The sequence below is a fragment of the Kovacikia sp. CALU 1929 genome (genome assembly GCF_056784235.1).
In genome coordinates this window covers 44,587-59,356 of sequence record NZ_JBXBCF010000005.1, presented here as the reverse complement: position 1 = coordinate 59,356, position 14,770 = coordinate 44,587, and the positions used below count along the sequence as shown (strand labels likewise).

Here is a 14,770-nt window from a genome sequence, read left to right as displayed (position 1 = left end):
AGTGTCATCGTTAATGAAGTGATTGGTGGCAAACGAATTTTTGTAAGTTACCTTACCGTCAGGACGGCTTACCGTGAGTTCACACCAGTTAACCAACAGGGCATCATCGCTATTCTTCAGAGGCACTCCGTTGAGATAGCGATAGGTATCGGTTTCCTCAACCGTTCCAGTCCAACGTTTCCTCGTGACCGTCGGTAGATCAATGCCCTCAAGATGGGCATAAAGAGTAGGGTGAGACTCCGGGGGACACACCAGGATGAAGTTGAATTGTTGGTCTAAAAGCTGCTGGCACAAGGGTTGGTGACAATAGAGGTCATCGCCTAAAACGGTTGCTTTCAGGCAACTAAAGCGTTGTCCATGCCCCGTGACAGCCACCGTTTCGCTGCCGCATTCTCACAGTCCTGTTTGTCATGCCCATCTTGCGGCACGATAAACTCAGGCACCAACCCAATCACATGAGGTTGTCCCGGACAGACAATCACCGGAGTGATAACGCGATGGAAGGAGTGGGGTTCCCCTGAGTTGAGGGTGCGCGTTGAACATGCCGAGCCGTGAATTTGGCTCGAACTAAAGTATTCAGTACCATCCAACGCAATTAACACGGTGTCCGCAAAGGAGCGGAAGCCCTGCAACTGCCCCTGCTGTTCCAACACCTGCAAGATCTCCTCAAACACAGGAAACACCTGTTCAGGCGTCACCGCGTCTAAGAGACCCCGGATCTGGTTGTCGCTTGGAATCTGATGGACACCAAACAGGCTTTGAGCATTGCTTTTCCCTTTGCTGCCCTCCATCATGCGCTGGTACGCCAGAAACGACGGGGTTTGGGTGAAGAACACGCTAAACGCGCTTAAGGCTGCATCTTCCATCCCATAGCGGATATTTTTACCCGTGCGTTTGTCCGGTAGCGAGGACAGTCGCTGGCGAAAAGCACCGACTATTGTGTCAAACAATCCCCGTTCTTTCAACGGTTCTGGCTCTCTTTTAGGTCACTCAGATGTCAATACAATACCCGCATTCCCAGAGCTTGAACAGCTTTTCGCCAAAATGAGAATTGCTGGGGATTTAGAGCAAGACTTGACACGCTTGCGGAATCATTACAAAATAGATCGACTGGTTTCGCTAATTGAAGCCCATGAGCTTGAGCAACTACGCATTCTGAATTTATTTGATCAGGTGAAAGCCTGCAATATTCAAAGTGAATGGTTCCCAATTCAAGATTTCAGCACACCCTCATCCATGACAGGCTTGATTAAGCTGGTTGAGTCGATTTTGAGTGCTGTTCAAGCAGGAAAAACGGTGGTGATCCATTGTAAAGGCGGGTTAGGGCGGAGTGGGTTGGTCGCTGCTGCGTGCCTGGTTGCCCTTGAGCATGCGCCAGAGGATGCTTTTGCGATTGTTCGGCAGGTACGCCCTGGCAGTGTGGAAACTGCTGAACAGGAGGCATACGTTTATAAATTTGCCCATGCCTGGAAAGCAGCTTAAAAATCTACACCTCGCTTCAGGTCTATGCCTTTTTCTGCATAGTGTTTATGGCAAATCATTTCAGAATGAATGCTGGCGAGATCAAAATAGGCAGGGGGATTCTTACAGCGTCCGGTGATGATTACCTCAGTGTCTCGCGGCTTCCGTAAAAGTGACTGGACAATCGGTTCTTCTGGCAATAGCTCCAGATCAACGGTGGGGTTTAATTCATCCAGGATAATGGTTTTGTAAAGACCAGAGGCGATCGCCGCCTTGGCAATTTCCCAACCTCGCTCAGCCTCAACGTAATCCAGTTCTTGCTGCTGTCCCCGCCAAACAATCGCATCCCGCCCACAACGCTGATGATCCACCAGATTGGGATAACTCTGGCTCAGGGCAGCGATCGCCGCATCTTCCGTATAGCCTGAACCACCTTTGAGCCATTGCATAATCAGCACCCGGTGGGACTTGTCCTGGCTGATGCCTCTACCAATGGCTTGTAGCGCTTTTCCCAAAGCGCTGGTTGATTTTCCCTTCCCAGCTCCCGTGTAGATCTCAATTCCCTCAATGCCTTGTTCCTTGGCAGATGGATGATAATGGGGACGCATTTCAGAGTGCAAATCAGCGATATCGAGCAACCCTTGAGGCGCGGCACGTCCAGTCGCAATAATTTCCATCTGATCGGGTTTACGTTTGAGGGCGCTGACAACTTCATCCACGGGTAATAGCCCCAGATCCAACACCGGATTGAGTTCGTCCAGCACGACCACTGAGTAAAGACCAGAAGCGATCGCCCCTTTTGCCACATCCCAACCCCGTTGAGCTTCCATTTTGTCAAACCGGGTAATATCTCCCGGTCCAAAAAATTCAGCTCTGCCGGTACGGACCTGGTCAATCAGGTGAGGAAACCCAAGCTGTAGCGCTTCGATTGCCGCATCCTCATCATAGGTACGCCCCGGTCCCTTTAAAAAGCGCAACAACAAAACACGGGTTTGCCAGTCAGAGTGAATTCCCAACCCAATCGAGCGCAACACAACCCCCAATGCTGCCTGGGATTTCCCTTTTCCTGCGCCGTCATAAACATGGATCTGACCTGTAATGCGCTCAGATCGCACCATCGCCGTGCGGATTCCAATACCCGTCCGTGCCATAGACTTGAATGCGTACTGCTGTTTCATCCTAACGGAAATTGCTTGTATGCTGTGCTGTCGATTGAGAGTTTACGCTATATCTAGTGTTTTATTCATAAAAAACTGGGAAGCTTTTCTACATAAATTGCAATAATGAGCAACCAGATGGCAACAGGCTGTTGGCTGTCTATCACTGGCTGCCTCTCACCTTGTCCAACTACCAGTTGCCTGACGTATGCTTCCCAGCAAAAGATTAAAAGGAGCCAATAGCGTGGTATATCCCGCTTTAGACAGATGCAAGCATTGTAAGCTTTGAACTCCAAGAAAGATTCTTGAGCTACTAACGGATTGAATTAGCTCCCTCAAAAGGATGATTCTGCTTCAACATTACACTTTACTTGGGAAGTTAAGCCCCCGCATGGCAGCTTTACGGCTTTCAAAGACCCGGAGAACGCCATTGGTAATCGTTTCAATCACAGCGCGATCGCAACTTGCCAGAAAATCTTCTGCTGCTTTGACACAGTTATAAAACTCTTCTGTTTGCCGCGTTTCGTCCAACACTTTCCAGGCTTCATCGGCTGCCTTACGGGCGGTATCTGTCCGCTTAAAGAACTCTTTTGCCCGCACCAAAAGGTGACTGGCTTCCTTAAAGCCAATGGACTTGATCATGAAGGTGGCAACGGGTGAATTTTTGATGTCATAGGAAGATGACTCACTCCGCCCCTTTTCCAGCAGCCCCAAGACTTCCCACTCCAGATCTGTTTCTGGGGGATGGGGCATGACTTCAACATGTGGTAAAAAATTTTCCAGTTGGGCAACGGTCAACCCTCGGAAGGGAAGTTCTCCCATCATGGTTGCTAAAGGAATATCTCGTCCGATTCGGCAGGACAACGCCTCAACAACTGCAATTGAGAGTAATTTACTCCCCAGGTAAAGTCGTGCAATTTCCAGATTTTTCCCAGTCCGAGCGATGAGTCCCTGGTAAGTCAGATCATCGGGTTCATCTTGAAACCGTTGGAAGACGATGGCGGGCTTGAGAAAGTGCATAAAGCCTTCCATTTTCTTGAGCGAATCCCGATAGCCGTTCACAGTGTATGAGTTAGAATTCGTCAGATCATGGTTGGTTTCTGGCAAAAGGTTCCAGGTGTTGTTGAGGAAATCGGCGGAAGAGGGATAGGCAAAGTTTTCCACATCCCGATTTGCCAACCGGACAGAACGCTTAACAATGGTGGCTACCTCATCTTCGCTCCAGTTAAAGCCAAACATCTGGCTGGTCTGCAACAGTCGTCCATAAAGGCGATCGCTGGCACTTAGTCCAGCTTCCGATTTACCCCGAAATGGAATAGTTGCTTCAATGCAGGCAGCGATTTGAGCAATGATATGAGGTGATAGTGAGTGTTCCAGGCATTTAGCCGCAATCAACGCACTCAGGTATTCATTTTGTCCAGCGGTAGGCACTAGACCCTGTCCCACCGTAAACCCAAAGATTTGGGTGACCATTTCAAACATAGGATCGCTGGGCAACTCAAGGCGATCGCGTATCATCAGTTGCCCATTAATTTCCTTGACAAAAGGAGAAATATAGGCACTGATATTGACGCTGACTCCCTGGTCAACCTGCACATAAACCAAGTCATGAAATAGGGCTGCCAGCACTTCAATGGCATCCCCTGTTTCACCGACCTCAAAAATATGTTCGGGGGTGTGAAAGTACCGCCAGGGACCCGTCATTGTCTGAATGATAACCTCAGCCGTTCGCGCCACTCGAACGGGATCAGTCTTACCGTCAAGTTGTTGGATCGCCCGGTTCAACTGTGCCAGACAACGTTCCTGATCCTGTGCTAAGTCCTGATGCCGTTCAAGCTCCATAAGATTTCTCCACTCTTAGAGTTGAGTGCGATGCAGCAAATTTTTTCTGAATCGTATCAGGAACACCTGAGAGATTCGACCGTTCTTGATACCGTTAAACAAATTTGTCCGTCCACTGACTTAGACTCGCCTCAATTTTAGAGCCTGGAAAGCAATTAGTTGGGGTGGGTGGTGGTTAGCTACTAGAGCACTAATTTAGTCCAACTCCCATAGCTAAAAATTATTACAGTCATGCCTGATCACCATACAGGGCTTCGGAGATCACTAGCGGCTCAAACTCAACAGGCTGTTTGATCAGGTTTCCCTGATTGGTAAGAGAAATCGCGTTGCCCAACAGGTTCATACAAACGAAACAATCGCTCCGTTTATAGAAATTAAAAAGGAAGTGAGTCCATTGATCACTAGGGGCGATACCCCCCTTTGAAGCGGAAACATCCCAACCCTTCTCCCCAGAGAGAAGGAAGGAAAACCCGTTCCTGGCTTCTTATGAAAATACAGGACGATCCTTAAGCTTCAGCCAGGTGTTGCTTAACTACGGATGACAGCTTTTCTGTCCAAAAGTTGACCAGATCAGTTGTGACCGCTTCGACCATCACTCGGATAACGGGTTCTGTCCCAGAGGCACGTACCAGAATTCTTCCCTGTTCACCCATTGCGGTTTCTGCCTGGGCGATCGCGGTCTGAAGGGGATCGCAGTTGATCCAGTTTAGGCGGCGGGCGCGATCTTCAACCCGTATATTCTGCAATCGTTGAGGATAGGTCTGAAAACTTTGATCCACCAGATCGGCAAGAGCGATCCCTGACTGCTGAACTAAGGTTGCCAGGTGCAGTGCCGTTAGCAGACCATCGCCACTAACTCCATAATGGCGACACAGAATATGCCCCGATTGCTCACCGCCCAGCATGGAACCAGAGCGCATCATCTCTGCATGGACGTACTGATCGCCCACAGCAGCCCGAATTAACTTGCCACCCTGTTTCTCCCAGGCACGCTCAAAGCCCAGATTGGACATGACGGTAGCCACAATGGTGTTTCCAGGCAACTGCTGCACCTGTCGCAACATCTGTCCCCACAGGTAGAGGATGTAGTCGCCATCGACGGTGCGATCCTGCGTATCCACTGCTAGCACTCGGTCAGCATCTCCATCAAAGGCAAATCCTAGATCGGCATGGTGTGCTTTGACGGCAGCTTTTAACGGTGCGAGATGGGTGGAGCCACAGTTAACATTGATGCGATCGCCATCCGGTTGGGCATGGAGACAAATCACTTCTGCCCCAAGTGCCTGAAATGCTAAGGGAGCCAATTTTACGGCGGCTCCCCAGGCAAGATCAAGCACAACTTTCATACCGCGCAGTGGCAGCGTAGTGACCATTCTTTCAGGCAATAACGGCTGTTGCAGCGAAGCCAGATAGCTATCTGTCAATTCAGGTCGATAATGATGGCATCCACAGCGTTCAACCACAATCTCTGGCAGGTCTTTGACATTGCCCCTCAGTGCGGCTTCGATCTGCTCTTGCAATGCCAGAGAAAGTTTGCTGCCCTCGGAACCAAAAAATTTGATGCCGTTATCCTCTGGCGGATTGTGGCTGGCAGAAATCATCACTCCGCCAACGGCTCCGGATGTGCTTGTGAGATGGGCAACACCGGGAGTCGGGCACAGCCCTAAGTCCCACACCTCCAGCCCTGCCGCAGTTAGTCCGGCAGAGAGCGCCATTGCCAGCATACTGCTGGAGTTTCTGGAATCTTGCCCCAGGATGACAGGTCCAGACAAGTCTGTATTAGCTTGCAGAACTTGCCCTGCCCAAAAGCCTACTTGCAATGCCAGAGGTGCCGTTAACAATTCGCCAGCTCGCCCCCGAATACCGTCAGTACCAAACAGACGACTCTCAGGAAGATCCAGCCCACCCCATCCTGATCCAGCTATTGAGCCGGTAGCCAAAGCTTTTTCACTTGCCACGTTGAAAGAAGATACGCCGGACGTTTTAGCGGAAATAGGCTGACTGACTGACACTGAAGATCTGACATCAAGCTTTTCAGTCGAAGCAGGAGATAAAACCATAGGTAAACCCCACACAACACACACTCACAGTGGAGAATAACACTTTCTTTAGCAAAGAAACTTAATTATTTGTCATCTCCCAGCACCCCATGCTCACCAGAGAGGTTTGTCCAAGCTGAAGAGCTTCAGCCGCGTTACTACAAATCTACTAATTTAAACAGGCTGCTTAATCAACCCTGGGACACAGTGCAACCTGACCGGTTCAACGCCAGCCTACTATAGCCCTGCCAGTTTTCTGGGGGGCGATCGCGCCTCTTTAGGAAAGCTTCATTGATTAAACGCCTACTTCTGCCAGTAATGGCTGCAAAGTCTCCCAGGTCAACCCCTGTTGAAGATACTGGGGTTGGGCTGGATTATAAGGACCTTGAAGCCGATCGATCGTCAAAATTTTGGCATCCTCAGGCAGCACTGGAATATCTGGGTCAGGCACCGTTGGGTGCATCAAGGAACTGGAGAAACCTCTAAAAACAGCAATCTGATCGGGTTCACCATCCACCTCCACCGAAACCAGGAGGACTTCGTGCCGCCGTTTCTGCGTATATTGCTCTAACCGAAATAATTTGTACACCGCATTATTGCCCTGTTGCCGATCGCCCCTGTTTGCCGAGCCGAACTAGAACAAAGTAAGCCAGATAAATCACGTAAATCACTAGCCCGGCAAGCCCAATGCCGCCCAGAAACCAGGGTCTTGTAGTGCTGTGGAAAAACTCTCTAAATGCCCAAGGTGCTTGTAACCAGGCATTGCAGAGGGGGGTTTTCAGAATTTCGTCATGCCCCATAAAAGCACAGGACAAAATAGGAATCTGAGCCACAATCCCTAATACGCAGTAGATTGAGACTGCCCAGCGCCAGGAGGTAAAGGAGAGTTTTAAGGGATTTTGGGGTTGTTCAGAAATTTCTTCGTTAAGATCGACCCAAAACCAGAGAGCAATTGGAATCAAAATGCGGGTAAGCCAACCAGAAATAAACCCCAGGGGAATTGCTGCAATCAATAAATACAACGTGATTGCCAGCAAACTTGCCACCCGCCAGTAAATAATGAGCAGTTTCTGAATGGCTTCTGCTTTCTTAACAAATGCCCAAATAAGCAGCAAAAGCGGCAGCAAAACTGTGAACAAGATGGCTAATCGGTAATCTGTCCAGACTAGGGGTTGTAACCAGGGAGGGGTTGGCATGGGGAAAAGAAGAGAATAGAGGCAAGAATGGTCTTAGGTTCAAAATAGATGGGATTGATCGACTTTTACAAATGAGTACTTTCTGCGATCGCACAAAAAGCAAGTAGCTCGAATGCGACTAAGCATTCTAGCTACTCACCAGGTCAAAGAATATTAAGAATCGCTACTAAGGAGCGATAATCGAGTAGATCCGAAGATTGAGCAGGAGCAGAGCCAGCAAAATCGTCGCCCGGTTGATAGTTGAACCGTTAAACCTTTCCTTACAATTTGCGGAATGATTAATCCACCATCCTAGGAGACGAACGCAATAGGCAACCTGCCAGGATTCGGTTTAATCTTCGTAAATCCGGCACTCAGCGGCTTCAGGGTTCTCATCGCAATACCGTTCTAAGGAATTCTTGGGCTGCTGTTGCCGCTGGTGCGATGCTTCAGCTTGCAGTTCTTCAACTGCATCCCAGGCGGCGGCGCACTCAGGGGAGTTGCTACCACTGACATCGCAGACAGCACGGGCTTCTGCTAACTCCTGTTCAATTTTTTCTTTGATATCACTCATGGATTACTATCTCAGTCACTCTTGTGGTTATGAGCAAACGTCATGGGTAAAATGAGGCTTGCCAGAAAGAATTCTGCCTGCTCCCTCGAAGGATCAAGTGTTAAGAATGCACTTCCTTACTATGCAGAGAGCAATGAAGTGAATGTGCAATCTTGCCTGAAAATTTAAGATTTACCATACCCTTTGTAAGAGGATGGATAATCTTCAGACAGAATCCATACATATATCTTAACGCGAACACCATCTTAGCAGATCCGTACACCTCATATTTGACTTTGCTCATTCGATTTAAATACCGACCAGACCTTGATTTAGCCCAAAATGGAGGTTACCCATTGAGGCTTTTTAAATACACTTTTAGACTGGTTTTACAGTTATCTAAAAGAGAACGATATTTCCGGTTACCCTGGTAATAACCTTCCCATCAGGAGGTCCCATGACGGTAGAAACCATGCCCAACTCAATGAAATGGGTGAGCGCTTTGTCTCAGCGCCCTTCCCTGGAAGCCGCGATCGCAGAAGTCGTGCAGCAGGCAAAGGGAATGTTACAGACAACACCCGACCTGGGGCTGGTTTTCATTTCCACTGCCTTTGCCAGTGAATACGCGCGTCTGATGCCTCTGCTACAAGAGTATCTTCCAGGATTGCCGATTGTGGGCTGTGGGGGTGGGGGCGTGGTGGGGGTCGATCTGCTTGGCTTGGCACAGGAAATTGAGGGTGAACCTGCCCTGGCTCTAACTCTGGCATCTCTACCCGATGTCAAAGTTCAGACATTTCACCTGGCTGCGGAAGATTTGCCAGACCCGGACAGTTCTCCCGATGCCTGGATTAGTCGAATCGGTGTGCCTGCGACTGCCCAACCCCATTTTGTTTTGTTGGCGGATCCCTTTTCTTCCAAGATCAACGATTTATTGCAAGGACTCGATTTTGCTTACCCTGGAGCGGTCAAAGTGGGAGGTTTAGCCAATGGAGGCAATGGCACGAGTACTGGCTTGTTTTGTAATTACCAGCTTTACCGGGAGGGGACGGTTGGGGTTGCCTTGAGTGGTGACATAGTAGTGGAAACAATTGTGGCGCAGGGGTGCCGTCCAATTGGGCAGCCTTATTGGGTGACTGAAGGCGAACGAAATATTTTGTTAGGGCTGGAGGAACAAGTCAGCCCTAACCCAGTTCTCCACCGTGGCAATGCCCTCGTTTCACAAAAACGGACACCTCTAGAGGTTTTGCAAAATTTAATCCAGAATTTGAGTGAGGAAGATCGGACATTGGCACAGCACTCCCTGTTTGTTGGCGTGGCACAGAATGAGTTTAAACAGAATCTGGAGCAGGGAGATTTTTTGATTCGCCAGTTATTGGGGGTTGATCCACGGGTGGGGGCGATCGCGATTGGCGATCGGATTCGTCCGGGTCAACGCATCCAGTTTCACCTGCGGGATGCCCACGCCTCTGCTGAAGACCTGGAAGCACTGTTGATCCGCTACAGACAACAATCCCAGCACTCTTCTTCTGCCGGTGCGCTGATGTTCTCCTGTTTGGGGCGGGGAGAGCGGCTGTATGGTGAACCCAATTTTGATTCCCGTCTCTTTAACCAGTACCAGCCAGATGTTCCCCTGAGTGGGTTCTTTTGCAATGGGGAGATTGGTCCGGTGGGTGGCAGCACCTTCTTGCACGGTTACACGTCCGTCTTTGGAATTTATCGTCAACCGTAAAAGGAGAAAAGCTGACAGGGGGTGGTGCTGAACAGCGGTATGAATTGGAACGAAGTTTCAATTCATACCACTCTCAATTCATACCCAAAATCAGCAACGCCGTATACACAGTAGCCTATGCCAAGGGGAGAGGGGACAGGAAATATCTGAAAGCCCTTCTCACTGGGGAGAAGGGTGGGGATGAGGGCAAATTAGTTGTGCATCCCGTTAGTAGCTCTAGACCAAACTTGGACTAACTTTTGCTGGTTAAATGGTAGTACAGCGGCCCTTTTGGCTCTCTTCGCAGTCTGAAAGTCTCACTCCCACATGGCACTTCTGCTCCCGGGGGCAAGAGACCAAGCGATCGCCCCCTTTAACCCTAAGTCGTTGGTTCATCTGTAAACGTTGATGCCACAGATTCTGTCTTCGACGAATACGGAACGATCGAGCAAATGGTCTTACAGTAAAGGGAGATAACTGTTCACGGTGGTGCCGTATTTGCTCCTATGACTTCTGATCCATCTGCTCAACCACCGATCGCTACTACCGACGATGCCTTCGACTCAATGCAGCAGAACTCGGTAGAAGCCCCCTTTCCCATTGTGGGGGTCGCTGCTTCTGCGGGCGGGTTAGAAGCCTTTACGCAGTTATTGAGCCATCTGCCCACCGATACGGGGATGGCGTTTGTGCTGATTCAGCATTTAGCCCCTGATCACGAAAGTTTATTGAGCGAAATTCTTTCTAGAGTGACGACGCTGCCGGTGCGCGAAGTGCGGAATGGCGTGGCGGTGGAGCCAAACCAGGTGTATGTGATTCCGCCCAACACCAAGATGATTCTTTCTGAGGGCACGCTGCAACTGTCGCCCCGGGAGAAAGTGTTTGGCAAGTATATGCCGGGGGATGCCTTTTTTGCGTCCCTGGCAATTGATCGTGGGCACAAAGCGATCGCCGTCGTTTTATCAGGCGGCGATGGCGATGGCTCGTTGGGGCTGAAGGCAATCAAAGCGGCTGGCGGCGTGACGTTTGCCCAGTGTGAAGACTCGGCCCAGTTTGACAGTATGCCCAATACGGCGGTGGCAACGGGGAATGTGGATTTTGTGCTGCCACCTGCCAAAATTGCCGAGGAACTGGTAACCCTCAGCCGTAATCCCATGCTGGCTCGCCCTTTGGCGAGCATCGTGCCCAGTGTTCTGCCTGAGACGGGCGATGCGTTGGGCACCATTTTTGCCCTGCTGAAAGCCAACATGGGCGTTGACTTTAGCCGCTATAAGCCGACGACGATCGATCGCCGGATTCAGCGACGGATGCTGCTGTACAAGCTGGAACGGTTGGAGGAGTATGCTCAGTATCTCCAAACACACCCAGTGGAAATCAAGGCACTGTATGAAGAAATTCTGATCCACGTCACGAGCTTTTTCCGTGATCCAGAGGTGTTTGAACGGCTAAAAGAGCGGGTTTTCCCGGTCATCACCCAAAATAAATCTGCCGATGCGCCGATTCGGATCTGGGTGGCGGGTTGCTCGACGGGCGAAGAGGTGTATTCGATCGCCATCTGCTTGCTGGAATTTTTGGCATTTCAAATCGCTGCACCGCCGATCCAGATTTTTGCGACGGACATTAGCGAACAGGCGATCAACAAAGCCAGGGCGGGCATTTATGCCGAGAATCAAATGGTGGAGGTTTCCACCGAACGCCGCCGCCGCTTCTTCTATGCGCTGGAGGGCAATCGCTACCAGATCAACAAGGGCGTGCGCGAACTCTGTGTGTTTGCCCGTCAAAACCTGGGCAGCGATCCGCCGTTTTCCAATCTCGATCTGATTAGCTGCCGCAACGTGCTGATCTATCTGGGCGATGCGCTGCAAAAGCGGATCATGCCCATTTTCCATTACAGCCTGAATCCGTCGGGCTTTTTGCTGCTGGGCACCTCCGAAAGCACGGGTCAGTATGCCGACCTGTTTACCCTGGTCGAGCCAAAGTACAGACTGTATGCCAAGCAAATGACCGCGACGCGCCCCACCTTTTCGTTTACACCCAGTAGCTACCCGATCGCCAGAGTGAGCGATCGACAGCCGCTACTGGCTCCGCCCGAAGGGTTTGACCTCCAAAAAAAGGTCGAGCAACTGATTGCCAGTCACTATGCACCCATCGGGGTGGTGATTGATGACAAAATGCAGGTGCTGCAATTGCGGGGAGACATCGATCGCTACCTGCGCTTGGTCTCTGGCGTGGCAAACTTCAACCTGTTCAACTTAGTCCGGGATGGCTTACTGGTCGAGCTACGCGCCGCAATCTATCAAGCCCAACGGCAGGACGTGCCCGTCATCAAGCACGGACTCCAGCTTGAAGAGGGCGATTCTCGTTCCGAGACACTACGTGAACAGGTCAGGCGCGTCAAGCTTCAGGTGATTCCGTTTAAGGTGCCAACCACAGAAGACCGTCGCTATTTAGTGCTGTTTGCAGACGAGCTACCCGTTAGCCATCCTGTGCCCCTTGATCCAGACCGTCCGCAGGGAGAGTTGGAGCAGGAGAACGCACGTCTGCGGCAGGAACTGGCGGCTGCCCATGAGGAGCGAACGGCGACACAGGAATATTTGCAGGCAGTGATTCAAGAGCAGGAACACAGCAACCAGGATCTTAAAGTTGCCAATGAAGAAATTTTGTCGAGCAATGAGGAACTGCAAAGCACGAATGAGGAGTTAGAAACCGCCAAAGAAGAGATTCAGGCAACCAACGAAGAACTCAACACCACTAACGAAGAACTCCGCAGCCGCAATGCGGAATTGCACCAGGTGAATAACGATCTGACCAATCTACTTGCCAGCATCAATATTCCGATTCTGATGTTGACCAACGACCTGCGGATTCGTCGGTTTACGCCGATGGCACAACGGTTGTTCAACTTTATTCCCACCGATGCGGGGCGACCGTTAAGCGATATTCGAGCGAATCTCAACGTCCCAGACTTAGAGTTGCTGTTGTTGGACGTACTGGAAACGTTGAGCGTTAAGGAACTGGACGTACAAACCCAGGGAGGGCATTGGTATACGCTGCGGATGCGTCCCTACCGCACGATCGAAAACCAGATTGATGGCGTCGTGCTGGTGCTGCTCGATATTGATGCCCTCAAGCGTAGTGCCGCCACCCTCGAAGCGGCGCGAAACTATGCGGAAGCGATCGTCGAAACGGTGCAGGTGCCGCTACTCGTGCTGGAACCGGATTTGCGCGTGAACACAGCTAATCAAGCGTTTTATGACACGTTTCAAGTCGCACCGCTCGAAGCCTCCCAAACGCTGCTGTTTGAGTTAGGCAACGGGCAGTGGAACCTTCCCGGACTACGATCGCGTTTAGAAGATATTCTCGCCAACAATACAACCTTGCAAAACTTTGAGGTGGCGCATGAGTTTGAGCGGATTGGGCAAAAAACAATGCTGCTGAATGGTTGGAGGATTATGCAAGCCGGGGACGCTCAACAAATTTTGCTGTCGATCGAAGACATCACCGAGCGCAGGCAATTTGAAACTGAGCGATCGCAGCTTCTGAGCCAGGAACAGGCGGCACGGCAGGAGGCGGAAACGGCAAACCGGGCGAAAGATGAATTTCTGTCAAATCTCTCGCATGAACTCCGCAACCCATTGAACACCATGCTGGGCTGGGCGCAAATTCTCCGCCATCGCCAGATCGATGAGGCAACGCTCAGTCGAGCGCTCGAAATTATGGAGCGGAGCGCCAGAGCGCAATCTCAACTGATTGAAGACATGCTGGATATTTCGCGGATTACCAGTGGCAAGCTGTACCTCGACACGCAACTGCTGGATCTGGCTACAGTTATCGATGCCGCGATCGAGTCCGTGCAACTCTCTGCCGATGCTAAAGCGATTCAAGTGGTAGCGCAGGTCAACTCTGCCACCGTTATGGGGGATTTCGATCGCTTGCAGCAAGTGTTGTGGAATCTGCTGTCTAACGCCATCAAGTTCACACCAGAAGGTGGACGGGTCGAGGTGAGGTTGGCAACGGATTTTGTAACGGATGAAACGGATAAAACTAACCGATCATCTGTTTCATCCGCTTCCTCATCCGTTGCCGAAATTCGAGTCACCGATACTGGGCAGGGGATTCGGGCAGAGCTGCTACCCTACGTGTTCGATCGCTTTCGTCAGGGCGATTCCAGCACCAGCAAAGGTAGTCAGGGGTTGGGGTTGGGGTTGTCGATCGTCCGGCATATTGTGGAACTGCATGGCGGCACCGTGCAAGCCGCGAGTCCCGGCGAAGGGCAGGGCACCACGATGATTGTACGCTTGCCCCTGCAATCGCTGCCCGTAGACGTGACATCACCTGGTGAGCTAGAACCACCTACAGCGGCGGAGCCTCTAGACGTTGACCGTCAGGCGTTGCCTTTGCTGAAAGGCGTACACATTCTGGTGGTCGATGATGAGATCGATAGCCTGGATCTGCATCAGTGGATGTTGGAAGACGCTGGCGCTACTGTAGACGCGGTTTCCTCAGCCAGAGACGCGATCGCTGCTCTCACGGAGTCTCCGAATCGGTATGATGTGCTCCTGGCAGACCTCGGCATGCCCGGTGAAGATGGGTTTTCCTTGATCCGGCAGGTGCGATCGCTGGATGCAGCAGCGGGGGGACAAATTCCAGCAGCGGCAATCACTGCCTACGTTACCGAACGCGAACGGCAAGGTGCGATCGAGGCTGGGTTCCAACGGCATCTTGCTAAACCAATCGACCTGGCACAGTTGATCTGGGTGGTGGCATACCTGGCTGGACGAGCCAGGTATGAGTCAGCGGAGGGGTAAGATTAGTAGATCGATGGATGCACCAAAGAC

At 51.0% G+C, this 14,770-nt stretch carries 9 protein-coding genes and 1 pseudogene; 3 read left to right on the top strand and 7 right to left on the bottom strand.

From position 1 onward, the window contains the following. A pseudogene (locus AC1S52_RS00425) lies at positions 1–938 on the bottom strand (ISNCY-like element ISAtsp9 family transposase); the annotation flags it as partial. A 106-nt stretch (positions 939–1,044) separates the two neighbouring features. Between AC1S52_RS00425 and AC1S52_RS00420 the strand changes: the two are divergent. Next, on the top strand, positions 1,045–1,482 hold the full coding sequence (locus AC1S52_RS00420) for a phosphatase domain-containing protein (protein ID WP_482027064.1): 438 nt from the start codon (positions 1,045–1,047) through the stop codon (positions 1,480–1,482). Here the strand turns inward: AC1S52_RS00420 and AC1S52_RS00415 are convergent. The 6 genes from AC1S52_RS00415 to AC1S52_RS00390 form a co-directional block, all read right to left on the bottom strand. After that, positions 1,479–2,639: a cob(I)yrinic acid a,c-diamide adenosyltransferase gene (locus AC1S52_RS00415; RefSeq protein ID WP_482027063.1), complete on the bottom strand. Its 1,161-nt coding sequence runs from the start codon at positions 2,637–2,639 to the stop codon at positions 1,479–1,481. The genes AC1S52_RS00420 and AC1S52_RS00415 overlap by 4 nt on opposite strands. A 339-nt stretch (positions 2,640–2,978) precedes the next feature. After that, positions 2,979–4,460 carry a hypothetical protein gene (locus AC1S52_RS00410; RefSeq protein WP_482027062.1) on the bottom strand — a complete coding sequence of 494 codons (1,482 nt, stop codon included), beginning with the start codon at positions 4,458–4,460 and terminating at the stop codon, positions 2,979–2,981. 506 nt (positions 4,461–4,966) lie between these two features. Continuing rightward, on the bottom strand, positions 4,967–6,520 hold the full coding sequence (gene glmM, locus AC1S52_RS00405) for a phosphoglucosamine mutase (RefSeq protein ID WP_482027061.1): 1,554 nt from the start codon (positions 6,518–6,520) through the stop codon (positions 4,967–4,969). Between the two features lie 274 nt (positions 6,521–6,794). Further along, positions 6,795–7,088: a DUF7734 family protein gene (locus tag AC1S52_RS00400; RefSeq protein ID WP_482027060.1), complete on the bottom strand. Its 294-nt coding sequence runs from the start codon at positions 7,086–7,088 to the stop codon at positions 6,795–6,797. 4 nt (positions 7,089–7,092) lie between these two features. After that, entirely contained in the window at positions 7,093–7,695 is a 603-nt protein-coding gene (locus AC1S52_RS00395) for a DUF3177 family protein (protein ID WP_482027059.1), read from the bottom strand. Positions 7,696–8,026: 331 nt separating this feature from the next. After that, positions 8,027–8,248 carry a CP12 domain-containing protein gene (locus AC1S52_RS00390; RefSeq protein WP_482027058.1) on the bottom strand — a complete coding sequence of 74 codons (222 nt, stop codon included), beginning with the start codon at positions 8,246–8,248 and terminating at the stop codon, positions 8,027–8,029. 436 nt (positions 8,249–8,684) lie between these two features. On the opposite strand from AC1S52_RS00390, the gene AC1S52_RS00385 reads away from it, so the two are divergent. Both AC1S52_RS00385 and AC1S52_RS00380 read left to right on the top strand, forming a co-directional pair. Beyond that, entirely contained in the window at positions 8,685–9,956 is a 1,272-nt protein-coding gene (locus AC1S52_RS00385) for an FIST signal transduction protein (RefSeq protein WP_482027057.1), read from the top strand. A gap of 485 nt (positions 9,957–10,441) precedes the next feature. Further along, the gene (locus tag AC1S52_RS00380; protein ID WP_482027056.1) at positions 10,442–14,740 is read left to right on the top strand and encodes a chemotaxis protein CheB; all 4,299 of its coding nucleotides are present in this window, start codon (positions 10,442–10,444) and stop codon (positions 14,738–14,740) included. Positions 14,741–14,770: the final 30 nt, after the last annotated feature.

What these genes read in the sequence shown, in the direction of transcription:
- AC1S52_RS00420 (WP_482027064.1), top strand. Translation starts at nt 1,045, where the DNA reads ATGAGAATTGCTGGGGATTTAGAGCAAGACTTGACACGCTTGCGGAAT.
- AC1S52_RS00415 (WP_482027063.1), bottom strand. Translation starts at nt 2,639, where the DNA reads ATGAAACAGCAGTACGCATTCAAGTCTATGGCACGGACGGGTATTGGA.
- AC1S52_RS00410 (WP_482027062.1), bottom strand. Translation starts at nt 4,460, where the DNA reads ATGGAGCTTGAACGGCATCAGGACTTAGCACAGGATCAGGAACGTTGT.
- glmM (WP_482027061.1), bottom strand. Translation starts at nt 6,520, where the DNA reads ATGGTTTTATCTCCTGCTTCGACTGAAAAGCTTGATGTCAGATCTTCA.
- AC1S52_RS00395 (WP_482027059.1), bottom strand. Translation starts at nt 7,695, where the DNA reads ATGCCAACCCCTCCCTGGTTACAACCCCTAGTCTGGACAGATTACCGA.
- AC1S52_RS00390 (WP_482027058.1), bottom strand. Translation starts at nt 8,248, where the DNA reads ATGAGTGATATCAAAGAAAAAATTGAACAGGAGTTAGCAGAAGCCCGT.
- AC1S52_RS00385 (WP_482027057.1), top strand. Translation starts at nt 8,685, where the DNA reads ATGACGGTAGAAACCATGCCCAACTCAATGAAATGGGTGAGCGCTTTG.
- AC1S52_RS00380 (WP_482027056.1), top strand. Translation starts at nt 10,442, where the DNA reads ATGACTTCTGATCCATCTGCTCAACCACCGATCGCTACTACCGACGAT.